This window comes from Nostoc sp., assembly GCF_036917755.1.
In the GTDB taxonomy this organism is placed as follows: Bacteria; Cyanobacteriota; Cyanobacteriia; order Cyanobacteriales; family Nostocaceae; genus Nostoc.
The window spans coordinates 1-22287 of sequence record NZ_JBALFC010000057.1 but is presented as its reverse complement, the minus strand read 5'-3'; the positions used below and the strand labels follow the sequence as shown (position 1 = coordinate 22287).

At 41.7% G+C, this 22287-nt stretch carries 26 protein-coding genes and 3 pseudogenes; 20 read left to right on the top strand and 9 right to left on the bottom strand.

Features of this window, described 5'->3' with window-relative positions; all coding sequences use genetic code 11:
- Positions 1-904: 904 nt before the first annotated feature.
- The 9 genes and pseudogenes from V7L05_RS14700 (at position 905) to V7L05_RS14665 (ending at position 8069) form a co-directional block, all read left to right on the top strand.
- A complete protein-coding gene (locus V7L05_RS14700; protein ID WP_335164966.1) occupies positions 905-1483 on the top strand; it encodes a hypothetical protein in 579 nt (192 codons plus the stop codon).
- A 425-nt stretch (positions 1484-1908) separates the two neighbouring features.
- On the top strand, positions 1909-2193 hold the full coding sequence (locus tag V7L05_RS14695; RefSeq protein WP_335164964.1) for a hypothetical protein: 285 nt from the start codon (positions 1909-1911) through the stop codon (positions 2191-2193).
- 103 nt (positions 2194-2296) lie between these two features.
- Complete coding sequence (locus tag V7L05_RS14690) at positions 2297-2791, top strand: COP23 domain-containing protein (protein ID WP_335164962.1); 495 nt, start codon at positions 2297-2299, stop codon at positions 2789-2791.
- 68 nt (positions 2792-2859) lie between these two features.
- Positions 2860-3133: pseudogene (locus tag V7L05_RS14685) on the top strand (slipin family protein); the annotation flags it as partial.
- Positions 3094-3420: a DUF4238 domain-containing protein gene (locus V7L05_RS34700; protein WP_442937105.1), complete on the top strand. Its 327-nt coding sequence runs from the start codon at positions 3094-3096 to the stop codon at positions 3418-3420. The pseudogene V7L05_RS14685 and the gene V7L05_RS34700, both read left to right, overlap by 40 nt.
- Positions 3421-3572: 152 nt before the next feature.
- Positions 3573-4529 (top strand): polyphosphate kinase 2, encoded by a 957-nt coding sequence (ppk2, locus tag V7L05_RS14680; RefSeq protein WP_335164960.1) that lies wholly within the window; start codon positions 3573-3575, stop codon positions 4527-4529.
- A gap of 362 nt (positions 4530-4891) precedes the next feature.
- Positions 4892-6325, top strand: coding sequence for a DNA methyltransferase (locus V7L05_RS14675; RefSeq protein ID WP_335164958.1), 1434 nt, complete (start codon positions 4892-4894; stop codon positions 6323-6325).
- 11 nt (positions 6326-6336) lie between these two features.
- Positions 6337-7305 carry a type II restriction endonuclease gene (locus V7L05_RS14670; RefSeq protein ID WP_335165074.1) on the top strand — a complete coding sequence of 323 codons (969 nt, stop codon included), beginning with the start codon at positions 6337-6339 and terminating at the stop codon, positions 7303-7305.
- Between the two features lie 164 nt (positions 7306-7469).
- Positions 7470-8069, top strand: coding sequence for a hypothetical protein (locus tag V7L05_RS14665; RefSeq protein ID WP_335164956.1), 600 nt, complete (start codon positions 7470-7472; stop codon positions 8067-8069).
- Between the two features lie 482 nt (positions 8070-8551).
- Here V7L05_RS14665 and V7L05_RS14655 read toward each other — a convergent pair whose 3' ends face one another.
- The gene (locus V7L05_RS14655; RefSeq protein ID WP_335164954.1) at positions 8552-8908 is read right to left on the bottom strand and encodes a DUF5615 family PIN-like protein; all 357 of its coding nucleotides are present in this window, start codon (positions 8906-8908) and stop codon (positions 8552-8554) included.
- Positions 8909-9157: a DUF433 domain-containing protein gene (locus V7L05_RS14650; protein ID WP_335164952.1), complete on the bottom strand. Its 249-nt coding sequence runs from the start codon at positions 9155-9157 to the stop codon at positions 8909-8911.
- 53 nt (positions 9158-9210) lie between these two features.
- Here V7L05_RS14650 and V7L05_RS14645 point away from each other — a divergent pair, with 53 nt between their 5' ends.
- Positions 9211-9501, top strand: coding sequence for a hypothetical protein (locus tag V7L05_RS14645; RefSeq protein WP_335164951.1), 291 nt, complete (start codon positions 9211-9213; stop codon positions 9499-9501).
- Positions 9502-9953: 452 nt separating this feature from the next.
- On the opposite strand, the gene V7L05_RS14640 is transcribed toward V7L05_RS14645, so the two are convergent.
- Positions 9954-10274, bottom strand: coding sequence for a DUF5615 family PIN-like protein (locus V7L05_RS14640; RefSeq protein ID WP_335164949.1), 321 nt, complete (start codon positions 10272-10274; stop codon positions 9954-9956).
- Between the two features lies 1 nt (position 10275).
- A complete protein-coding gene (locus V7L05_RS14635; RefSeq protein WP_335164947.1) occupies positions 10276-10494 on the bottom strand; it encodes a DUF433 domain-containing protein in 219 nt (72 codons plus the stop codon).
- A gap of 165 nt (positions 10495-10659) precedes the next feature.
- On the opposite strand from V7L05_RS14635, the gene V7L05_RS14630 reads away from it, so the two are divergent.
- From V7L05_RS14630 to V7L05_RS14610, 6 genes and pseudogenes are all read left to right on the top strand, one after another.
- Positions 10660-10923 carry a BrnT family toxin gene (locus tag V7L05_RS14630; protein ID WP_335164946.1) on the top strand — a complete coding sequence of 88 codons (264 nt, stop codon included), beginning with the start codon at positions 10660-10662 and terminating at the stop codon, positions 10921-10923.
- A complete protein-coding gene (locus V7L05_RS14625) occupies positions 10871-11146 on the top strand; it encodes a BrnA antitoxin family protein (protein ID WP_335164944.1) in 276 nt (91 codons plus the stop codon). The genes V7L05_RS14630 and V7L05_RS14625 overlap by 53 nt, the downstream gene beginning before the upstream one ends.
- 486 nt (positions 11147-11632) lie before the next feature.
- Positions 11633-11956, top strand: coding sequence for a hypothetical protein (locus V7L05_RS14620; protein ID WP_335164942.1), 324 nt, complete (start codon positions 11633-11635; stop codon positions 11954-11956).
- Positions 11957-12158: 202 nt separating this feature from the next.
- Positions 12159-12440, top strand: coding sequence for a hypothetical protein (locus tag V7L05_RS14615; protein WP_335164940.1), 282 nt, complete (start codon positions 12159-12161; stop codon positions 12438-12440).
- Positions 12441-12711: 271 nt separating this feature from the next.
- Positions 12712-12930 (top strand): annotated as a pseudogene (locus tag V7L05_RS34695) (DUF3011 domain-containing protein); the annotation flags it as partial.
- A 22-nt stretch (positions 12931-12952) separates the two neighbouring features.
- On the top strand, positions 12953-13078 hold the full coding sequence (locus tag V7L05_RS14610; RefSeq protein ID WP_335164939.1) for a hypothetical protein: 126 nt from the start codon (positions 12953-12955) through the stop codon (positions 13076-13078).
- A gap of 142 nt (positions 13079-13220) precedes the next feature.
- Here V7L05_RS14610 and V7L05_RS14605 read toward each other — a convergent pair whose 3' ends face one another.
- The 4 genes from V7L05_RS14605 to V7L05_RS14590 all read right to left on the bottom strand — a co-directional run bounded on the left by V7L05_RS14605 (position 13221) and on the right by V7L05_RS14590 (position 17820).
- Positions 13221-13514: a hypothetical protein gene (locus V7L05_RS14605; RefSeq protein ID WP_335164937.1), complete on the bottom strand. Its 294-nt coding sequence runs from the start codon at positions 13512-13514 to the stop codon at positions 13221-13223.
- A gap of 437 nt (positions 13515-13951) precedes the next feature.
- Positions 13952-15169: a glutathione S-transferase family protein gene (locus tag V7L05_RS14600; RefSeq protein ID WP_335164935.1), complete on the bottom strand. Its 1218-nt coding sequence runs from the start codon at positions 15167-15169 to the stop codon at positions 13952-13954.
- A gap of 438 nt (positions 15170-15607) precedes the next feature.
- Positions 15608-16819, bottom strand: coding sequence for a chromate efflux transporter (chrA, locus tag V7L05_RS14595; RefSeq protein WP_335164934.1), 1212 nt, complete (start codon positions 16817-16819; stop codon positions 15608-15610).
- 365 nt (positions 16820-17184) lie between these two features.
- On the bottom strand, positions 17185-17820 hold the full coding sequence (locus V7L05_RS14590; RefSeq protein WP_335164932.1) for a transaldolase family protein: 636 nt from the start codon (positions 17818-17820) through the stop codon (positions 17185-17187).
- A 318-nt stretch (positions 17821-18138) separates the two neighbouring features.
- Here V7L05_RS14590 and V7L05_RS14585 point away from each other — a divergent pair, with 318 nt between their 5' ends.
- The 4 genes from V7L05_RS14585 (at position 18139) to V7L05_RS14570 (ending at position 21865) form a co-directional block, all read left to right on the top strand.
- Positions 18139-18303: a hypothetical protein gene (locus V7L05_RS14585; RefSeq protein ID WP_335164930.1), complete on the top strand. Its 165-nt coding sequence runs from the start codon at positions 18139-18141 to the stop codon at positions 18301-18303.
- Positions 18304-18338: 35 nt separating this feature from the next.
- A complete protein-coding gene (locus V7L05_RS14580) occupies positions 18339-18782 on the top strand; it encodes a hypothetical protein (RefSeq protein ID WP_335164928.1) in 444 nt (147 codons plus the stop codon).
- 82 nt (positions 18783-18864) lie between these two features.
- On the top strand, positions 18865-21390 hold the full coding sequence (locus tag V7L05_RS14575; protein ID WP_335164927.1) for a cyclic nucleotide-binding domain-containing protein: 2526 nt from the start codon (positions 18865-18867) through the stop codon (positions 21388-21390).
- A gap of 136 nt (positions 21391-21526) precedes the next feature.
- On the top strand, positions 21527-21865 hold the full coding sequence (locus tag V7L05_RS14570; RefSeq protein WP_335164926.1) for a hypothetical protein: 339 nt from the start codon (positions 21527-21529) through the stop codon (positions 21863-21865).
- 166 nt (positions 21866-22031) lie between these two features.
- On the opposite strand, the pseudogene V7L05_RS14565 reads toward V7L05_RS14570, so the two are convergent.
- A pseudogene (locus V7L05_RS14565) lies at positions 22032-22175 on the bottom strand (DUF4351 domain-containing protein); the annotation flags it as partial.
- Positions 22176-22287: the final 112 nt, after the last annotated feature.

Genomic DNA, 22287 nt, shown 5'->3' with positions numbered 1-22287 from the left:
ATCAAGGTATTTTATGGTGTGTTTACGCCACATTCGCTACAATAAAAAGTTTTCAGATATGCCAAAAGCCGCCACAAATGGAGTTTAAAACCCTTACCAAAGAAAGGCGGTTTAGAACATATCCTGTAAGAAAGCTGAGTTGCAAAGCGACACACCACACAAACTTTAACAGGTAGTAAATTAATCCCTATTTGGACACTTTTTGCTTTTCGCTTTCTTCAAAGAGTTACGAAAAATCGCAACTGATGCACTAGCACTTTCAGGTAAAACAGCCAACTCCTCTCACATATCCTGTTTGCACAGGAAGGAAGACCTGTTAATGCTTTTAGGATTCTTAGCTTCTCTAAATGTTAGCCTAGCATAATTATTCAAAAATGATTTTCTTTTTGATTTTTTGCTGTAAAAATACTCAACCGAGTTGGATAATGTAGCAAGTTTAGATAAGCAAATAAACCTTAGTAAAACAGAAATATCCCCTAGTAATAGAATTACAAGCCGCAGATACCCGACTTATTTAAGAAGTCGGAGTTCTTGTTTCTGCGCGTTTGATTCAGGATTGCTATAGTAATAAATTAGACTTTACAAACATCCTTGAAAGTGCGGCGACATAAAGGGGAGGGGAATGGTAGCATTCACTAGCGTTTGTTTGGTCGCCTAAACCGTTCAAGTCCGGCTTGACTGTGGACTATACTCTATAGTTGACGATCGCTTGCGGTTATTGGTAAGGGTCGAGAGGTTCTCTGCGGCGGGCTACGCCTACACCTTCTTCATTAGAGATAGTGCAGTATGAGATGTGGTGCGTTGCGATCGCAATAAATAAATACTAACTATTTGATAACATTAACAAAGTAGGCGATGTCTACGATGGGCGATCGCCTTCTTCAGCAGAGAGAACAAAAATACTATGGCAAAGCGTAAGAAAAGCAATCTCCAGTGGATTAAAGAAACGCTTGAACTCAAACCTGATCATCGCTGGGAATCTCCATCAGGCTATAAAATTTTTGTAGCAGATCGAGGCGCTGTTCGCTTCAATGTTCCTCAGAATTGGGTTTTTGAGCCACAAGAAAAATCCTTCAAGTTCATGGATAGAAAACCGCCTGATGATGATTGCTGCCTAGAAGTATCTTTTAATCGTCTCCCACCCAATGACTGGAGCCAGTTTCCGCTAAAATCCACCTTGAAGAAAGTCATGGAAGACGATAGCCGCAACGTCATTGCTAGGGGAGAAATTTTTACCGTCAAGCGCCAAACCGCCAGAATTGTCTGGACAGAGATGAAGTTCATTGACACTCAGGCAGAGCCACGGGAAGCTTTTTCGCGGACTTGCATTGGTTTGGGGTCGAATGTTCAGTGCTTGATTACATTCGATTATTGGGTAGATCAAGCAGAGCCGCTAATACCCATTTGGGATGAAGTGATGCGTAGTCTCACACTAGGGTTATATATCCGTGACCCAATGACTGGTCTGGCTTTCCCAGACTGAAGCTCAAGAATGAATCGTGAGCATAGGTCAAATTGAGGCGTCACCCGTCGTAGACATTGCATTTGAGGTAATTGTTTTTTGCGGAGTTGGGGCAATTAATAATACTCCTGCTTTCAATAGATATAGCATGGGAGCATCTCAATGAGTGTAAAAAGCCTTGTAAAACCTCACCCCAACCCTCTCCTTACCAAGGAGAGGGAGCAAGAATCTTGTTTCTCATCTGGTATATTTCCTTTCACTGAGATGCTCCCTATAGCATTGATAGGATAAGGTTTATTCGTGATTAAAACCTGAGAAATCTCACATTAGAGATTACTTAAGTCATGATTAAACTAGTTACTTTTATCACTAGTGTATAGCTGTTTGAACTCCTATGCTTATAAACATGAGACATCAACCAGATTAAGGTTTACTGAACTTTAATCATGCAGTTTACAAAAGGAGATTTAGTGATGAATATCAAACAAATTCTTGCTGGTGCAGCGCTTCTTTTACCATTTGCTGTTACTTCTATTCCTTCACAAGCATCAGCATTCCAGGTTATTGTTAATCCCCACGGTCTTAATAGACCTGCTCAAACAATCGCACAAAAACCACCACAAGTTAAGCGTCATGCACCACCAGCGAAAAAGAAAGTGTTGGTTCCTGGACATTGGGAAAAAACAAATCATGGTCGCAAATGGGTTGCGGCTCATTATGTATACAAGTAAAAACGCCTAAAACCCCAAACAATTTGGAATTCTTATCATCTCCCTACTTCTAATAGGAAGAAAGGCAAATAAAAACTTTTTACTCAAGATTTGAGAGTTACCCATGAAATTGGCATCATTAACAAATGTTTTCGTTGCAGGTGCGATCGCTCTCGGCGCGACTGCAACCATCAATCAACCAAGTCAAGCCGAAAGTAGGCAAGGATTTTATTGTGACACCTCAGGAAACAAACCTGTGACGGTGTACAGAAATTTTAGAGGTGTTTCTGAGCCTTGGATTCGCTGGACTTCCAATTACTTCAGAGACGCTGGCTACAATAAACTGACGCGCTGTCAAGACGTGAGCCACCGCTTGGAAACTTACCGCCGCAACAGAGAACTGAAGTTTATTACTGTCGGCAAAATGAATGGACAAAATGTGGTTTGCACTGCAAATCAAGTCAATGGTCGTTGTGAAAACTTGATATTGACCCTCAAACCCAGTGAAGATGGCGTGCAGGCGCTAAATAATCTTCTGGCTTGGCACCAACCCCTGAGTAAAAGCAATAGAACACCTTACGTTGATTTGAGAGAACATCTAGGGATTCCCAAAGAATAAATACAGCTATTTCCAGGTAAATAGACCATGTGGTAGGGGCACAGCATGCTGTGCCCCTACCACAGATAATTGATAGAAGTATATCTGAATACATCTGCCAGAAAGCCGCAGACTGAAGTAGATTCTGTAGGTGTCAAAGATATTATTATTATTATTTTACCTGGTGAGATTAAGGCTATCTTGAACAAGGTAGTCGAGACAGAAAAAACCGCTCAAGCAAACGTAGTCAGACGTAGAGAAGAAACCGCCGTTACTCGCAGTATGCTAAACACACCTAAAGTGATGGAGGATAACCCCGTTGCATTGCGTCTGAAGGAACTCGAAGTATTAGAGCGGATTGCTTAACTTCTATTTCACTATGGACTTCAGATAATCCAATAGCAATCAAACAGCATGAGGATTTTGGAACTGGTCTGGCTTCACATGGTGTCCAAGTAGTTTATCCAATTAGTTCTAAACATCTTCTAATTATGTTTGAATCAAACTTTTGGAATAAGCTCAAGAGTTATGACAGAATGAGCATTCCCCTGTCAGAAAACGATGTAAAATTGTATAACAAGCTACAAGCGAATCAATGTTATAGACAAACTTACTCCAGCGATAAAAATTTTGAGCTTTTGCTAACCTGAATTCTAGTGATCGCATCTCTTCTATATATAGCCTAGCGCTATGGCTACGCCCATCGCAGGCATTACACCATTTTGGTGTAAAGATACACACTTGTGAGTATCTTTACACTCAGTCCGCATTAAAATATATACTTTATAGATAAGCTCTAATTATGCCGATTCAATGGCATGGAGTCACTGCGATGTCAATTGATGAAGTTAAAAACCAGCAAAATAATGATCTAGCTGAACCTGCTACAGACTTAATAGAAAAACTAGTAAAGGCAAAAGACAAGAAAAAATCTAAAAAATCCAAACGGATGTTTGATGGTAGCACCGAAGTTTTTGCCAAGAAAATTCCCAAAAAGACTTTTGAAACTGAACTAAAGCAACTCCAGATTGAACTAGTCAAAATGCAATACTGGATTAAGCATGTCGGCTATCAGGTTGTCGTCATATTTGAAGGGCGCGATGCTGCCGGCAAAGGAGGAGTAATTAAACGCATTGCCGATCCACTCAATCCTCGTGGCTGTCGTGTAGTTGCCTTGGGAACCCCCTCTGATCGTGAGAAAACTCAGTGGTATTTTCAGCGTTACGTGCAACATCTTCCGACAGCAGGCGAAATTGTCCTCTTCGATCGCAGTTGGTACAACCGAGCCGGAGTTGAACAGGTGATGGGTTTTTGTACCGAAGCAGAATATCAAGAATTCATGCAATCTTGCCCGGAATTTGAACGAATGCTGGTGCGATCGGGCATTGTTTTAATCAAGTACTGGTTCTCGGTCAGCGATGAAGAACAAGAGCAACGCTTTCTGTCTCGCAGTCACGATCCAGCAAGGCGCTGGAAACTCAGCCCAATGGATTTGGAATCACGCGATCGCTGGGTAGAATACTCCAAAGCAAAAGATACCATGTTTGCGTACACAAATATTCCAGAAGCTCCCTGGTTTACGATTGAAGCGGATGATAAAAAACGGGCGCGGCTCAACTGCATTCATCATTTGTTGAGCAAAGTTCCTTACGAAGATATGACACCTCCTCCCTTGGAACTTCCGTCTAGACCTGTGGCTGATGAGAATTATGTTCGCGCCCCCCGCAATGAGCAGTTCTTTGTCCCTCAAGTGTATTAAGCAACATCACTGTTGTGTTGCAGCTTCTCGCTAATGATTGAATATAGCGATGTGCAAACGTTATCTATGGGTGGGGCGTAGGCGCATACTCCTGCAAGCAAGCTACGCGGAGCGTCTGGTAGAGAAACGGCTTGTCGCCAGATATCGCCCAGAAATTTGTCGGTTAAAGCGAGCCCAGTTTCTAGATTTTCGGTGAGTGGTGAGATGTCTGCAACGGCTTAATTCTTGTGCATCTCACACACCATCTCTAAATATACAAAATATACAGTGACTTTTTGTAAAGTTTGGGCGAATCATATATCTACCCCTAAAATTTAGAACTATACTAACTTGACTAGTTAATTCTCTAGGAAAATTTATCTGTGATCAGCCTAGCAAGTGTCTCCAATACCGTGTCCGAAGTGGAAAGTGATGGTTTAGGTGAAATTGATAACCTTGATAGGCAACTGTATCAGCGCTTCCAGAATAAATTTTTGGTTCATCCTTCATTGACACGACTTATAGTTAGTTTTCAAGCTAATAAAACTAGACCTATCTATCGGTGGTACAAATACAAAGAAGCTTTTTCTGCATCTCTTATAGAATATCTATTACAACAATATAAAATTACTCAAGGCAAGGTTCTAGACCCATTTGCAGGCAGTGGAACTGCGCTATTTGCTGTTAGAGAAGCTGGAATTGATGCTGACGGTATTGAATTATTGCCTATTGGTCAACAAATAATTAATGCTAAAAAGCTTTTAGATTATGAATTCACTCCTGAAGATTTCGAGAGTATAAAAGATTGGTCAAAGTTACAGGTTTGGAAGCAGCGTGAGCAGACAAAACACTTACCCGAATTGAGAATCACAAAGGGAGCTTATGCTGAACTAACTAAAAATGCAATTGAGCAGTATCTTGAAGCTTGTAAACAAGAAAATAGTAGAGTAGAAGCAGTTTTAAACTTTGTCTTACTGTGCGTTTTAGAATCCATAAGTTACACACGTAAAGATGGACAGTACCTCCGTTGGGATTATCGTTCCAATCGTGGACAGAGCAAGAAACCTTTCAATAAAGGCGAAATTTTAGAGTTTGATAATGCGATCACCAATAAAATAAGTGAAATTATTGATGATTTACAGCCTTATACACAACAAATTGAGCTTTTTCCAATTAAAAATTCTCAAGGACAAATTCATCTTTATGAAGGATCTTGTCTTAAGATTATGCCGCGCCTAGCCAATGCCGTATATGATGCAATTATTACATCCCCACCCTATTGCAATCGATACGACTATACTCGCACTTATGCACTAGAACTAGCTCTACTTGATATTTCTGAAAAGGAGTTAATTAACCTTCGTCAGGAAATGCTAAGTTGTACAGTTGAAAATCGCCCCAAAGATTTATTGAGTATCAACTCAGATTGGAAAACAGCCTTAACTATTGCTGATTCACAAAATTTGTTGCAGGCTATCTTAAAATATCTAGATAACCAAAAAACAAAGGGTGTGTTGAATAACAATAATATACCAAGAATGGTCAGAGGATATTTTTATGAGATGGCGTGTGTAATACAAGAATGTTTTCGTGTTCTTAAACCAGGGGCACTTTTATTCATGGTTAACGACAATGTTCGCTATGCAGGTGCAAGCATTTCAGTAGATATGATTCTCTCTGATTTCGCCCAACAGCTAGGTTTTGTTATTGAAAATATTCTTGTTTTGCCAAGTGATAAAGGTAATAGTAGCCAGCAAATGGGAAATCATGGACGCAATCCATTGCGGAAGTGCGTTTATGTGTGGAAAAAGCCATAACTCGAATTCTTATGTGTTCCTATCGTAATCATCTTCAATCCATTGATGATCTTATAACAACTTATGAAGCAATCCGTGGAGGTTTTGTGGCTCTTGCACTGGAAAAAAATCGACGTGCCACGCCTTATGTAGCAGAAGCAAGGGCACTTAAAGAAGCTGCTGCTCAAGCTGAGAGTCCTGTTGAATTACTAAAGATTAAGGGCATTGAGATGGGACTGTTAACTGCGGCAGGCTTATCTGACAAATCTCTAGCGCACCTAATGTCAGAGGATAAGGTAGAAGCTATAAATGGTCTGATCAAAAATTTTCTTGAACCAGCAGGTGCAAACTTTCCAGAGGAATTGGTTTTTAGATTTTTGCTGACTCGTGGTGACACACTTGGTGGATCAATGCGAAATGTTGGAGGCGCGTTGGCACAAAGAAAGCTGACTCGTGCAATTCTCTCCACTCTCACGATCGCTGGTACAAGATACCACTGGCAACACTCAAAGAGTAAAAAGTGGATAGCTATGACAAATAATGACTCAGAAATTGAGTTATCTTTACGGGGAATAAGCTGGCAGAGCGAGATTGGTAATCGCACACTAATTTATAACCTGACTGTCCCACTAGTTAGAAGTAATGTGGATCTATGTTTGTTTAACCTTAACCCAGCAGAGTTAGTAGCCAACAAATCTAGCGCCATTGAACCATCTGTAGTTGCGCCATACGTTATCGCCCTTGGTGAACTTAAAGGGGGTATAGATCCCGCAGGCGCAGATGAGCATTGGAAAACTGCACAAGCAGCACTAAATCGTATACGTGAAGCATTTTCTAGAGTAGGGCATTCACCTCTTACTTTCTTCGTAGGATCAGCGATTGCCAGAAGGATGGCAGGCGAAATCTGGAATCAATTGGAAAACGGCACTCTCAGTAACGCTGCTAACCTAAATCAAGAGAACCAAGTCGCATCTATTTCTCGTTGGTTGTGCAGTCTATAAAGACATATCTGCTGGTAGTGATTGTGTTCCCCATGATGCGATGGCTACAACGGGTTACTTCTTGTCCATTTCACACAGAATCCCTAGACAACTCGACAACAGGGGTAAAATAGAAGCAATTCCCTTTTCTTAAAAACGTCATATACTCAAAGCAGTGCAAAACTATGGCGTACAGCGACTTTACTTTAGAAAAAGCTGCGGCTGTTTTGGGAATCACCACCCAAGAAGCCGATCTGTTTCCCAAGCTTGTACCTCTTTCTATTCCTTCGTGGTTAAATGAAACTTTAGGAAAGCGAACCCAACTAGCTCTGATTAGTGAAAAGGCTCGGAGCGAATTTATTATTGTACCGATTTTACTAGCCTGTCGCGATCTCAGCCAAGATAGCTTGGCTATTTTCTCTGGACAAATACTTGACGTTGATCCTGCACAGGGCTTGATTGGGGAATGTGATTTTATTTTAGCAATAGCTCCACCTTTACCACCATTGCGATCGCCAATTCTCACTGTTGTGGAAGCGAAGAAAAATGATGTTGAAGCTGGGTTAGGACAGTGCATCGCGCAAATGGTAGCGGCGGATTTATTCAATCGTTCATCTGGACAAGCAGAAATACCCGTGTATGGATGTGTGACAACAGGAGAAGTATGGCAGTTTCTTCAACTTTCGCAAAAAGTGGCTTTGCTTGATAAGCAAAGATATTACTTGGATAACGTAGGAGCCATTTTAGCAATTGTACAGACAATTGTTCAACAATTCAGTAGTTAATTTGTCTAATACTTTGTTTTTGGAAATCTACGCTTTTTTCAGCACCTACATAAATTGTATGCAAAATATTTAGGGTTGCTGTGCGGTTGGTACTATCTATTGTCTGTTTTATCGGAAACGAAAATTTAAAGGCGATCGCTTAACTTCACCCAGTATAAATATGCAGTGGCGTGTTGTCGAGTTGGGGCGTCACCGAACAGCCCGTCGCAGACATCGCTAAAACGGTCTACTTCTTATGCATCTGACACACAATCCCTGTCATGCTTAGGCGAAGCCCGTCGCAGACATCGCAACAACGGACTACTTCTTGTGCATTTTACAGATAATCTTTAAAGGCGATCGCACCAACAGTCTACTTCTTCTGTCATGCGTAAGCGAAGCCCATCGCAGACATCGCACCAACAGTCTATTTCTTGTCCATTTTACAGATAATCTCTAAATATGCAGTGGCGTGTTGTTGAGTTGGGGCTACGTCTACGCAATTAATCCTGCACTCTTGCAAAGCGAATTTGTGTTTCAGTGACGACAATAAAGCTGTCAGATAGCTGCTCAGAATAATTTTCTAACAACCTCTGTAGAGTTTTGATCTTGTTAGCAGATCGATCATTTCCAAGACGAAGGAGAATAATACCTCTATGAGGTCGTTGTTCTCGGTAAACTTTCTCACCAAAGTCCTTATCACTAGTAATCAGAATCCAGTTCTCACCAAAAGCCTTTTGAATGATCTCGTCATCATCAATTCCTCGTGCTTCTTCGTAAACTGAGAAAACCTCATGCCCCTGATCACGAAGCCAACGCGCCACAACCACACCAGTACACTCGTCTACCAGTAAGCGCATCTATGCCATCTCCACAAGCAGTGGCATAAAACTGGTACTTTCTAGTGACCGGGATGCAAACAAAAGACAAGCTCGAATGTCCGCTTCGAGTAAACCTTCATATTCTTCGACAATTTCTGTTACTGTCGCGCCGTGTGCAAGCAGATTCAGAATATACTCAACTGTAATGCGTGTGCCCCTAATCACTGGCTTACCTACCATGATTTTCGGGTTAGCTGTGATCCGATTCAATAGTTCTTGATCTGTCATAGTTCCTTTTCTTGTGCCGTCTAGTTACAACTATCATAGGCAATCTTGTTAAGTTGTCGCAATCTAACAAAGGCGATCGCTACAATGGTCTACTTCTTCTGAATTTCACACACAATCCCTGGAGGCGATCGCACCAACGGTCTACTTCTAGCAAAGTTTTTTGGGAAGGTATATGGAGTGCAGCAAAAGTTGAAGCACTCTGGGCTGTAGTAGGTATTGCGTTAGCTCCGTTTACATTCGGCGTATCTTTGGCGGCTACTGTATATGGCACTATTCAGGAATGGAATGAATCTCAAAAAAGAGTACTTGTGCTTGGTGAGGCATTAATTCAATGGATTAAGTAGGGCTATCCTGATATTAGTGATGGAAAAGCCTATCTTAATAAAATCAAGAAAAAATTAGAGACTGGTAATTTGTAGTTAAATCACATCTTGTGTCTGCGGCGGGCTACGCCGATCACACCATTTAATCTAAAAAAACGTCATTAAAAATAGTCTTTTATTTTACAGCTTTTCTTTGACCAAAATGCAAGTAAAATCTAAAACGAGACTGTATAAGAGTTATATTGTTTAAATCATTAAAACAGATTGTTTCTAGATAACCCTAAAACTTGCATTTAGGCTAGAAATAGACTATTTTTTATTTCCACGCCAAAAAATATTGAATTATATGATATTGAGGTGCGTTGGCGTAGACCGCCGGAGGCATCGCTAATGGAATTTATTGGTGTTTTAATTGAAAACTATGAAACTGAACGCATTCCGAAGTTGAAGGTCAGAACTACTAGGCTCTATTTTTACAAACTGACTACTGTGGCTTGTCCTTTAACTGCCGTGGCTAAAGTAGCTAAAACCTTCGGTACTAGAGGTTTCATATCTATCAAACGGTTAGATTGTGCTTGTAAAACAATTACCGCAATATCGAACTGTGGTAAATTTTGTTGAAATGACAAGTTGCGATCGACAGTGATGAAAACATCAAAGTTAGCTTCTGCAAGCGCAAGAAATTGACCATTCTTTACCCCAGCCCATCCCATCTGAGGAACCGTTTGCACCTCATAGCCAACAAATTCCCTCGCTAGTTTGCGGTCAATACACTCATCCAACAAGAGTTTCATGCTATGCCACCATGCCAACAAGCTGCTTTTCAGCCTCCTCAAGCAAGGCGATAACTTGCTCTCTGGTAACAGTCGGAAATCCATCCAAAAAATCGTTAATCGATTCGCCTGCCTTGAGATAATCCAGAAGCGTCTGCACGGGAACCCTAGTTCCAGCAAAGACTGGAGTACTGCCCATAATTTCAGGGGATGCGCTGATAATTGGGGAGTATTTAAACATAAATCTTTCACCTCCGGTTCCGTACCTACCAGTTTATCAATTCACACACAATCCCTAAAGGCGATCGCACTATCTCGTAAATTAGTTTTATTAACGCGCAATCATCGGGATTTGGGCAAAGTACCCGGATTGTTACAGCACTTTTAGATCAAACCCGCCACAAAAATGAATCCTAAAACAAAGCTTAGTATTGGTTTTAGTACTTTTATCTGTGGCACGTTTGATTGCAATCGGATTTCTCTGGATGACCGTCAAGATTATGGAGAAGATCGATTAATTGGGCTAGGAATGCTTGATGGACGTATTGTAGTTGTAGTATTTACAGAACTAGACGAAGAAACAATCCGAATTATCTCACTTCGTAAAGCTTTACCTTATGAACGAAAACGCTATGAACAATACCTCAAGAACGAACTGGGAGAAAGTTGATTCGCTGACAGAAGAAGAAGTTGATACATCCGATATTCCTCCTTTAACTGAGGAGTTTTTTAGCAAGTCTCGATGGTGGAAGCCTGTTGCGTCGTTGAATGTTCTTGTTCAGATAGAACCTGAAACATTGGCTTGGTTCCAGTCTCAGGGTGAAGATTATGAAAAGAGAATGGCCGCAGCACTACGAATCTATGCAGAAGCTCACCAAATGGGGCAAAAGTAAAAAGTTACTAGATGAACGTGATGTCTACAATGGGCTATGCCTATGCACCATTTAATCTAAAAAATCGTCAATTAAAATAGTTTTCAATTTAAATGAATGATAAATTTAAGATGGAAATAGTTTATAAACAAAGTTAAATTTACTGATAAGTAAGTGGGTTAAATTAAATATCAAGCCTCACCCTCAATCCCTTGAGGGTGAGGCTTGATCTTATGTTTAAAATGGTTTTAAATTAGGTAATATTTCAGGTAATATTTCGCATTTTATTGTAAAACTTGCCATAGCCGGGAAAAGCTCAATATCCTCAATAGTGATAGTGAATCTGGGGTGAAAACCATTTGGCGTGGATTGCGGCGATTACACGATATCGCTGCTACCTGAAAACTTTTTCACTCACCTGTTTTCAAACTAAATATCAGATTTTTCCGGTTGAGCCAAAATATAAGTGAATAATTATTTTACATTGAATATGTATAGCTAAAACTCATGGAAATACCCCAACGCGTATCAGTGCGCTACAAAGACGCGTCTTTCAATAGTAATGAAATCCGCTTGAGAACCTTGCGGCTTGGGTTGCAAATATGGGATGAACAAACCAAACCTAGAAAAACAGAGCTTTATCAGTTTATATCGTCTTGCTTGAAACAAGTTGACCGCCAAGATCGTTTTATGTTTTCTCTGCTGTTCATAGAATTAACAGACGTCATACGCAATTCTTCGCTAGAAAGGGGAACGAAAGAGGTTCTGATTAAAACAGCTTTTAGGGAGTTTGCTTGTGCGATAACAGACTTTGAAGACGTTTCCAAATGAGGTTTATTATGGGGGTGCTGGTATTGCTTCGGCGTAGCCCAGCCCAGGCATCGCCCTGAAGTCAGCTAATCTAATGGATTGAAACCTGTATTAGTGACAAAAGTAACCATTTAAACATGACTTTTGTCACAGGCGTATACCTGATTATTCCGATTAGATAGAGAGTATACAAATCAATTAATGCAAGGCAGATAGAGGATATATGAACCGCTTGAAATCTATTCTTCTTGGAGGCTTATTAGCAGCTGCTTCAATTGCTGCTTTTTCCCAAAATGCTAATGCTGCTGAATTTAAATCTGAGCATGATCATTTAAATCGAAATACTGTAGCTTTTAATAACGGTAGAGTCCAACACGAACGTCAAGTCCGAGAACAACGCGCTCGTGAATTGCGTGAAAGACGCGCTCGTGAATTCCGTGAACGTCAAGCCCGTGAACGACATATTCGTGAATTGCGTGAACGTCAAGCTCGCTTTGGTCACTAAGAAAACGTGAATTCGACGGCTCATCTACTGTCCGCCTAATTAGCTAAATCAAAAGACCTCTAAGAGGTTTGACTACGCAAAAGCGTCCCTCTCCGACTCGGAAAGAGACAGACTTTAACTTTAGTTCAAGGCAGGGAAAGGTTCGTTGACCTGCTGTTGAGAATGCAAATATTCTTTGCATTTAATTGATTTGAGAATTGGCTCTTAATCCAGTTCGCTAGAATTACTATAGTTTTCGGTTTGAAATTTTTGAATAAGTCTAACATTGAATATGGTAATGCGTCTTCCCATAGTTGTTGCCACCTTTATGGTTGCCAGCGTTAGTATAGGTACACTTTTGGGCGTTGCAGCTCCCGCTTCAGCTCAGGAGATAATCACTTGTTCAAGTGAGAATAATCACAGGAATACTTGTTCAATACCTGGTAGAGGCAGAGTGAGGCTTGTTAGACAATTGTCTAGCGCCAGTTGTAGAGGAAATTGGGGCTATAGGAATAATCGTATTTGGGTGAAAAATGGTTGCCGAGCTGAGTTCTCAGTTGGCGATCGCAGAAACGGCAGGTATGACAGAGACGACAGAGACGGCAGATATGACAGATAGGAAATTGGGTATTTGGGGTCGCCCTGTCAAAAGCGTCTAACGGGCGATGTGCGTTCGCGGCTGTTGCCCTTGGTGTCAGCCATGCCATATCTACCCCAAAACGCTACAAGATACTAATAGGGTTCAGGCTCGGTCTGCGCCCTTACCTGAACCCTTAGTATTGAAAGCCAAAGCCAGATTAATTATTGGTGATGGCGAATCTCCCAGCGTTCATGACGAATAGCTTGATGTTCACGATGACGTGCTTGAGCGATTTCTCGACGTTCGTGACGAATAGCTTCACGCTCGCGGTGACGTACTTGAGCAATTTCTCGATGGTCATGACGAATAGCTTCACGCTCACGATGACGTGCTTGAGCGATTTCTCGACGTTCGTGACGATTAGGTGGTGTCGCTGCATCAGCTTTTTGAGAAATAGCTAAAGCTGAGGCAGAAATCATCAATCCAGCAAAAACAATGGATGCAAAGCGGTTCATATGCCTACCTTTAAAAGGATACTAGCTTTTCTACAATCAGCAAAAAATAGATTCCAGAAATTAGAGAAAGATTTATGAAGCTCAGGAATAATAGGCGCTATCTAAAAAGTAAGAAATACCATTAGTGTCAAAGCGAAAAGTACTTGGACAACTCATGCTCCATTCCGGTTTAGCGATTTGTAATGGTGCCGCGATCGCTGCTCTTCATCGACCCAATTTCCTCAGGTAAGTTCAACATAGGTTTGCATTGCCGCTTTCGTCACCTCATGAATGAAATCAAAGTCAGCTTCTGAGAGATGACGAAGACTAGTATGCATTTACTGTCATTCTTATTAGACTTGTCCCCAAGATAAATTGGTGAGAAAAACAGGTGGTAGCTAAAGATTTTCCAGACTACCACCATGCGAAATAGAATCTTAACCTGTCACTAGCGATCGCTAATAAAGCGATGCCAACACTTTATCTGCTGCTGCCCGGAATGCAGTTGCTGCACCAGCGCTCATATCCCGTGGCGCACAGATCCGATTTCTCACATAGGCGAGTGTGATGGCTCCAACCGCAGACACAATCGGATCGGCATTGTCTTTGCCACCCACTCGCCCCCACGGTAATGCTGCGCCATTACCATTGATGAGATAGTCAGCCAGCAGTCTGAGGTGAAAATCAACCGCTTCTTTAACGGCTGTTGTGTCGCCATTGACCGCCAATGCTTGCACCCCGGAGTTTTTGAGGATGTCTCCTAAAGCAACTTCTCGGTTATCAGTCAACCTCTCAGCCGCTTCTGCCCGAAATTGAATTTCCTGGCTAAGTGCTGGGTCAGGGGGCAAGGGATTGCCGATTGGTGTCACGCCCCATCGACGACGCAGGAGTAAATTATTAGTAGTATCATCCGATTTGACACGGTGATAGGCGGGACGCTGTTTGAGTGCTTCAAACCAAGCGTTGATGCGAGGATATCGGGGATTTCCCTTGAGGTGATATCCCCGATAAACGGGTAAGTTAGCTGCCAATCGGTCTAAATGCGGGCTATAGGTAATGTCTACGATGCTAAATGTTGATAAAAAGTAGGGGCTAGGATACTTTCCAAGAAGTTGCTCCAGTTCGTCTAATTTCGCTTCAAAAGCTGCCTGTAAGCTTGCTAATTCATTAGGATCTTCAGGGGCTTGTCTCAGAAATTTGTAAGCGATATCTCTCACACCATTGGTTTCAGCATCCTCAAGCCACTGCCTAGCAACGGCGTTTTCCTCTGGGTCTTCAGGGAGTAAGGTTGGCCCAAATCGTTCTTCCAATGCTAACAGAATGTCTTTGGATTCATAGACTAACTTTCCCTCAATTTTCGCAGCAGGGACAAGGGTTGTAGGAACTAAATCGGTATACCATTTAGGCTTGTTGGTCAAGTCGATAAACTCTGTCGCAAAGGGAATTTCTTTTTCTTCGAGAGCAAACCAAACCCGTTCGCAAAATGGACACCAAGAGTTGGTATCGCGGTAGAGCAGTACTGGCGGTTCTGTATCTGGTGGCAGTTTATGAAGACTGCTAGGGATGGGAGCGGTAGAAGGGGATTGCCCTGGTCTACGCACCCGTCTAGCAGGGGTATTTTTTTGAGCAATTTCTAACAGTTGTTCCCAATTAGTTACTGTGTCTTGAATTGACATATTTCACCTTAATTTAAGTTAACTTTTATCAAACAGAATTCAGGAGTCAGGAGTCAGAATTCAGAAGGAATTCTATATGACTGACGGATGAATAACCGGGTTTAATACCCCCACCAAATCTACGATTTGGTGGTCTTAAATCAGTCGCGGATCTGAATCCCCGACTGATTGATTCTGACGCCTCGGCGGAGTGTCTCCGGCTCCGCTCCTGAATTCTGACTTCTGAATTCTTCTTCAAAACTTTTAAACAGATAAAAAGCTTAATTCTTGAACTCATTTTGTAAACTACGGTAATCTTATTGATTTACCGGAGTTAATCGTAATTATCACATGAAAATAGTTTGAAAGCAAGATTTAATATATCTCTTTTTTGACTTGTTTAAGTCGTTAAAATCAGAAAAATCTCTAGAAATGCTAAAATCTACAAGATTTGCAATTTTATGGAGTGTAGCCCAAGAGTGAAGCACCCCATCCAATTAAAGCGCTACCAAAGACTAGCCATGCAGCATTGAGGCGGAAGCGAATGGCTAAAATGGCTGAGACAATCGCGATCGCCAAGCCGAGAAAATCTACAAATGGGGCTTGTGGTAATGTTAAAGTTGCTGCCCCCAGTTGTAGAGTAGTAATAACCATTAGGGCTACAGCACTAACATTCACAGCATCCAAAAAGGCTCTAGTCCAAGAAGAAGCCCGTAAGCGTGGGATTAGGGGATTCAAGGCAGCCACGAAAACAAAAGAAGGTAGAAAAATTCCGATTGTGGCGATAATTGCGCCAGGTATACCGGCAATGATATAACCAATAAATGTCGCAGTGGAAAGTACTGGCCCAGGAGTAAATTGACCAATTGCGATCGCATCTAATAACTGTTGTTGTGTCAGCCAGCCGTATTCTTCAACTAATCCTCCTTGGAGAAAAGCCACCAAAACATAGCCACCACCAAACAAGACACTACCGACTTTGAGAAAAAACCAGCCCAACTGCCATAAAGAAACGTTGGCTACAGTAGCTACCGATGCAGCAAATACAGGTGATGCTTTCAAAGTCGCACCTGTGCTAAGACTAGCAATCAAAAAGTTGGCTTTATCTCCTGGTTTGTCGTTTTTCTCACCAGAATGTAACCAAAGCATACCCAGCAATCCCCCAATTAATAGGGCAATTACTTCATTTAATTTAAATAATAATATCAGTAATACCACAGCTAAAGCAATCACTAGTAGTTGGCGAGTTTTCACAGCCTTTTTTGCCAAGCCCCAGAGGGCATTGATGATGATTGCTAAAACAGCCGGTTTAATGCCATAAAGTAAGGGAGCGACTTGGGGTAGAGTGCCGTAAGCAACATAAACCCAAGCAAAGCCGCCAGTAATTAGAACCGCAGGTAAGATAAAACAAACACCTGACACAATCAGCCCCAGCCATCCTGCATAGATGTATCCTATATGGATAGCCATTTCTGTGGAATTTGGGCCAGGAATTAGGTTAGTTGCGCCCAGCAAATCTAAAAAATCCTCCCTTGTCAACCACTGACGCTGCTTAACCACTTCATCTTCAATCATGGCAATATGGGCAACCGGGCCACCAAAGCCGATGACACCCAGTTTAAAAAACAGCTTGGCCAGTTCCCCCAAACGACTTGGTGCTGAGTTAGTCACGTTGCTTTGCTCCAAATTCAAAATTCAAAATTCACGCATTAATAATCCCCAAAAATAAATTGAATTGTCAGGTGTGTTACGGCGTTGCCTTTCTTCAAACCACTGTCATACTTTGGATAAACTGTAGCTATATTGCGAGAGGAATAACTGTTAAGAGGATGTTTGTAAATTGCCTAAAAGTTAGAGTTTAAGCAGGTTGATTCCTGGAAATCGCAAATTACTTAATTTATCTAATGCTTTAAATATCAATTGCTGCGGCTGAAAAATACAGCAGCTATAACAATTAAACCTAAAAGTGCTAGAGGAACCCAGAGATTGGGAATATCTGACAGACTCATATTGAATTACGAATTACGAATTACGAATTATTTTAAGCCGATGCCTTCTTTAGCGAATTCTTCAACAGTTTTTTGTGATAATTCATGAGTAGCGATCGCCTGCAACATTGCTAATGGTAAAGTCAAATGAGCCGCCCCGGCTTGCAACGACGCGGCTGCTTCTTCGGGAGATTTGATACTAGCTGCCAAGATTTCCGTATCACTGCCTTTGAGTACGCTAGCCATATCCCGCACCAAAGCAATACCGTCACCTAACAACCGCGTAGCGCGATTTACATAAGCTATGGCAATTTTAGCACCTGCTTCCCGTGCTACTGCTGCTTGTGCTGCACTGTAAATTGCTGTCACCGAACAGGTAATTTCTGGTGATAGACTCGCCACCACTTCAAAACCTAACGGTGTTGCGGGAATCTTCAAAATTGTTTGTGAACCAATAATCTGGAAAGCTTTTCTACCTTCAGCTAGCATCCCAACTTTATCAGATGCCACAAGTTGATAGTATAACGGGCCATTTGTCAAGGCAACCAATTTTTTGAGCGTGATTTCTGCTGGGGTATCGCTTTGAGATAACAGCGTGGGATTTGTGGTAATGCCTTTCACCCATCCCCAAAGCTTAACAACTTCAGCTTCCGATGCGATCGCTGAGTCTAGATATAGTCCCATAATTTTTCCTAAATCGATTGTTAAAATTAATTTACCAGATGTGCAACTCAGACTTTATTATGTAATAAAATATTCTGCACTATTTCCTAGCCCTTGGCATACTATTGATTTAGGATTGCCACCGGGAGGTAGTTGAGGATCAGAATATTTTCCAAATCTATATCCCGAAGATATTCCTAATTATATTCGACGTAATGAACTTTTCTTTGATGGCAATAAGTGGAGATATGAAACACCTCACAAAAAAGTGTTTACACCTAATGGTGAGTATAACTTCGTAGTACAGGGAGGGCAGATATAGCAAGGCAAAAATTTGTTTTGGGAAGTCATATTGATATTGCAAGAGTTAACAACGTTGACTTTGCAGGTCAAATTCGCTTTGGACATAATAAAAGCAATAAAGGTCAAATTAAATACTGGAATAATGTTTCTGGTAACAAAAACCATCAGCTAATTCCGCAGGTAACGCAGGTTTGGCATTAAACCTTTTTATACCATATGAATTTTGACAATAACTTATGAATGATCATATTAAACAATTAATACAGACTAGCACTTATAGAGGCTTATCTTCTCATGAAGAAAAGGTAATTTTAGAGTATCTGAAATCAATACCTGAAGTTGCGACATATGAAATTACCAAGAGCATGGTTGAACAAAAAAGTCTGGTTACTATTGTAATTGCCAAGAAGGTCTTGTACACAAAAGATTATGTCACAAGATTGTTCAAATATGGAGTTTTAAAAGCTAATGCTCAATCGATTAAATTATGGTTAGAATTTGCAATTCCTAAGCTAGGATTTAAGTCAGTAGTAAAATTGATTGAAGATTTGAATGATGATAGTAATAGGTTGATCGAGAAAGCTGTCTACTGGCTTCCTATGTTGATCTCGGAGAATGAAAAAAGGTCTTGGAACTTATTGGAGAAGTTAAGGGAAAAGGTAAACTGTAGTCAGATCTGAACTTCATTCAGAATTTTGAATTCTTGAGCCAGCTTTCAAGGGATAATTCCTTTTATACAGCAGCCTACACGGAGAAATTAATATGACATCTCCAGAAACGGTTATATGGCTACAAGAACGCACGACTTTAGGAATTCTCTCGCCTGAAGTGTTAAATGCGATCACACAAGTAATTGAAGAACAAGTAGTGAGTGCCGAAACTGACTTAGTTAGCGAAGGCACTCCTCCAGAAGCCCTTTATATTCTCGTAGAAGGTCAACTCGAAAGCAATAGCACTAATCAAACCAACCCAGCCTTAGCTTGTGGATTCCTCCCCGGAGCAGTGATTGAACTCAAAGAATTGCTGTTGGATGAATTAAGTCCATTCACAATTACTACGGTAACTGAATGTCACTTGTGGGTTGTACCTGCTGATAAATTTCGGGAATTAGCCAGTCAATACCCCGAAATTGCTCAGGCTTTTTCCCGCCAATTGGTTCAAGAATTAGCTCAGGTGACATCTGCACTTGGCTATGAACAAGAACGTTCCGTAGCTTTGCGACCATATTTAGTCACTAAGGCGCAACGGGGAATTGTGGGTACAAGTCGCTATGCTGTGCGGCTGCGGGAGCAAATTCGAGAAGCGGCGGCTGACCGCAAATCAGTGGATATTTTTGGAGAACCAGGATTAGAAAAAGACAACATAGCAGCTCTCATCCACTTTGGTTCTCCAAAACGGCGAGAACCAATTATTAAAGTAAATTGTGGTATTCTCCAAACTAGCGGTGCAGATTTATTCGGTCGCGCTGGCGGCAAACCAGGACTTTTGGAATGGTTGGGAGAAGGAACTCTAGTTCTCAACAACATTCAAGAATTGCCCGAAGAATTATTACCACCCGTGACGCAGTTGCTCAAAACTGGCACATATACCCCCGTGGCTCGTTCTGGAGAATCAGCACCCCAACCTCGCCCCAGTAAAGCCAGAATTCTGATTGTTTCAGAAAAAACTCAACCGACAATTGAACGCTGTATTGGTCACATTATTAAAGTACCGCCGCTACGGGTGCGGAAAGCTGATATTCAGGCACAGGTTGAATATTATACTAGTCTCTACATCCGGGCTAGAGGCGTTCCGAAACCGCATATTACCCCAGAAGCCCTGCGTCGCCTCCAGTCCTATGATTTTCCTGGCAACCTCAAAGAATTGAAAAATCTGGTAGAAAGAGCGATCGTGCAAGCTGAGGGTGCCAATGAATTAACAGAAGAAATTTTCTGGCCAGCCGAAACAAAGAAAAAACGATTTCGGGTGAATCTGTTAAATGCCTATCCTCCTTTGCGGCGGTTTTTACGTAGTCCCTGGTGGCCCGATCGCATTAACTATGGTTTTACTGCAACGGCTTTTGCGATTATTGTTGCAGTATTATTTATTGGCCCTCAAACCCGCGATCACAATTTCGTCTTAAATCTATTTTGGGCTTGGTGGTGGCCTTTCTTCTTATTTCTCTTTCCCTTTTTGGGTCGTGTGTGGTGTTCTGTTTGTCCCTTCATGATTTACGGAGAAATTACCCAAAAGTTATCTCTCTGGCTGTGGCCTCGAAAACTCAAGCGGTGGCCGAGAGAGCAAGCTGAGAAATGGGGCGGATGGTTCATGTTTGGTTTGTTCACCCTAATTTTCTTATGGGAAGAACTCTGGCATTTAGAAAATACTGCCTACCTCAGCGCTTGTTTGCTGCTATTAATTACCGCCGGGGCGATGATTTTCTCGGCTCTTTTTGAGCGGCGGTTTTGGTGTCGGTATCTCTGTCCCATCGGCGGAATGAATGGTTTATTTGCCAAACTCTCAATGACGGAACTCCGGGCACAGCAAGGTATTTGTTCTGCCAGTTGCACCACGTATCAGTGTTATAAAGGTGGACCGCAAAAAGGCGAAGGGATGGAAACGAATGGATGTCCTTTATACTCCCACCCAGCCCAGTTAGAAGATAACAGAGATTGCGTACTGTGCATGACTTGCCTCAAAGCCTGTCCCCATCGTTCCGTCGAATTTAACTTGCGTCCCCCTGGTATAGAACTGTGGACAACTCATGTACCCCGTACCTATGAAGTAGCATTATTGTTTTTGCTGTTGGGTGGTATATATCTGCATCGCTTGCCAGAGTTGCTATCTTGGTTAGGGTTACAACTGGATTTAACTCAGTTTTGGCAGCACTTGGGATTATCGCTGCTGGTGTTAATTATCCCAGCAGCTTTTACCTTTGCGGCTTATGGCTTGATTCAAGTATTCAACTTTAACCGTAAGCCTAAATCATTTGTAGAACTTGCTTATGGCTACCTACCATTAGTGTTGGGGGGAAACTTGGCTCACTATTTGCGTTTGGGTTTAGGCGAAGGCGGGCGGATTTTACCCGTGACTTTTGCGACTTTTGGTTTGAGTGGTGAACAATTGCCAATATTGGTTGCTCACCCGGCTGTGATTGCCTTTTTGCAAGGTGCAACGATAATATTCTCAGTGTTGCTGACTATATTATTAACGCAAAAGATTGCAAAGCAACCAGTAAAATCGCTGCTTTGGCAACACCTAGCAGCTATTGGCTTGGGAGTTAGTATGTGGGTGATTATCGTCTTTTGAGCTTCACATATATTCCACCAGGCGGTTTCTAATCGCCTGGGCTAGGTGCAAAATGTGAGTTAAAAACATTCTTCACTACGAAGGTGATAGAAAATACTCATATGATTTTTCACTCATAATGTAAGGATTACAGATAATGCACGTTCTAAAAAGATCCATCAAACCAGCAACCTATATATCGTTCCTCCACATTTACCAAACTACTTGGGGGACTGCTGGTGATATTTGTTTAATCCGTGAATCTGTAGCTAATCAAAGTACAGCGAAGTTTGTCGGTCACAAAATCGAACTAGCAATTCCAAAAGGGTTGGAGCGCGATCGCATCGCCAACTGTCCGATAATTAAAGTTGCAGGTAATGTCGGCGACGGACATCCTAAAGAGCATCCCTTGGAATGGGAGGTTTATGAAGGTGTAGATCCAGAAATAGCTCTAGCAGCTCTCAAACCTTGGGGCTTCCAGTTAATTGAACTATAATGTGGCGATTTGATCAGCTCAACTCGCTTTCGTTCTTCTGAAACTATTTTTTCCCCTAGCGCCATCAGACATTGGCTCAAATGGAAAAATTCATCTAATAGACATAGGAGTGAAATTAATTATGGGTTGTCCGAAATCCTTGGTAGGCATAATTCATAAATTGTACCTACGTCAATTTCACTCCTCCGTCTAATGTACTAAACCAGGTTTCTAAATCCGCGATCGGCTTTGCCGTTCCCCCTTGGGGAATCGCCTGAAAATCCAACAATGCTTCACCGAGATTTTCTAATTGTTCTAAGGAGAGAGTTTGTGCGATTCGTTGTTTAGTTAGGACTTACGCAACTGGCACAGCGCGATCGTAATCTAATAGTACAAGAGTATTACAAAGAGAGAATTTCTGTCATCGGCTCTTGCTCGAATTA

Excerpts from the sequence above, each read along its gene's own strand:
- V7L05_RS14700 (WP_335164966.1), top strand. The coding sequence starts at position 905 with ATGGCAAAGCGTAAGAAAAGCAATCTCCAGTGGATTAAAGAAACGCTT.
- V7L05_RS14695 (WP_335164964.1), top strand. The coding sequence starts at position 1,909 with ATGCAGTTTACAAAAGGAGATTTAGTGATGAATATCAAACAAATTCTT.
- V7L05_RS14690 (WP_335164962.1), top strand. The coding sequence starts at position 2,297 with ATGAAATTGGCATCATTAACAAATGTTTTCGTTGCAGGTGCGATCGCT.
- ppk2 (WP_335164960.1), top strand. The coding sequence starts at position 3,573 with ATGCCGATTCAATGGCATGGAGTCACTGCGATGTCAATTGATGAAGTT.
- V7L05_RS14670 (WP_335165074.1), top strand. The coding sequence starts at position 6,337 with ATGTGTTCCTATCGTAATCATCTTCAATCCATTGATGATCTTATAACA.
- V7L05_RS14665 (WP_335164956.1), top strand. The coding sequence starts at position 7,470 with ATGGCGTACAGCGACTTTACTTTAGAAAAAGCTGCGGCTGTTTTGGGA.
- V7L05_RS14655 (WP_335164954.1), bottom strand. The coding sequence starts at position 8,908 with ATGCGCTTACTGGTAGACGAGTGTACTGGTGTGGTTGTGGCGCGTTGG.
- V7L05_RS14650 (WP_335164952.1), bottom strand. The coding sequence starts at position 9,157 with ATGACAGATCAAGAACTATTGAATCGGATCACAGCTAACCCGAAAATC.
- V7L05_RS14640 (WP_335164949.1), bottom strand. The coding sequence starts at position 10,274 with ATGAAACTCTTGTTGGATGAGTGTATTGACCGCAAACTAGCGAGGGAA.
- V7L05_RS14635 (WP_335164947.1), bottom strand. The coding sequence starts at position 10,494 with ATGTTTAAATACTCCCCAATTATCAGCGCATCCCCTGAAATTATGGGC.
- V7L05_RS14630 (WP_335164946.1), top strand. The coding sequence starts at position 10,660 with ATGAATCCTAAAACAAAGCTTAGTATTGGTTTTAGTACTTTTATCTGT.
- V7L05_RS14625 (WP_335164944.1), top strand. The coding sequence starts at position 10,871 with ATGAACGAAAACGCTATGAACAATACCTCAAGAACGAACTGGGAGAAA.
- V7L05_RS14620 (WP_335164942.1), top strand. The coding sequence starts at position 11,633 with ATGGAAATACCCCAACGCGTATCAGTGCGCTACAAAGACGCGTCTTTC.
- V7L05_RS14615 (WP_335164940.1), top strand. The coding sequence starts at position 12,159 with ATGAACCGCTTGAAATCTATTCTTCTTGGAGGCTTATTAGCAGCTGCT.
- V7L05_RS14610 (WP_335164939.1), top strand. The coding sequence starts at position 12,953 with ATGGTTGCCGAGCTGAGTTCTCAGTTGGCGATCGCAGAAACGGCAGGT.
- V7L05_RS14605 (WP_335164937.1), bottom strand. The coding sequence starts at position 13,514 with ATGAACCGCTTTGCATCCATTGTTTTTGCTGGATTGATGATTTCTGCC.
- V7L05_RS14600 (WP_335164935.1), bottom strand. The coding sequence starts at position 15,169 with ATGTCAATTCAAGACACAGTAACTAATTGGGAACAACTGTTAGAAATT.
- V7L05_RS14590 (WP_335164932.1), bottom strand. The coding sequence starts at position 17,820 with ATGGGACTATATCTAGACTCAGCGATCGCATCGGAAGCTGAAGTTGTT.
- V7L05_RS14580 (WP_335164928.1), top strand. The coding sequence starts at position 18,339 with ATGAATGATCATATTAAACAATTAATACAGACTAGCACTTATAGAGGC.
- V7L05_RS14575 (WP_335164927.1), top strand. The coding sequence starts at position 18,865 with ATGACATCTCCAGAAACGGTTATATGGCTACAAGAACGCACGACTTTA.
- V7L05_RS14570 (WP_335164926.1), top strand. The coding sequence starts at position 21,527 with ATGCACGTTCTAAAAAGATCCATCAAACCAGCAACCTATATATCGTTC.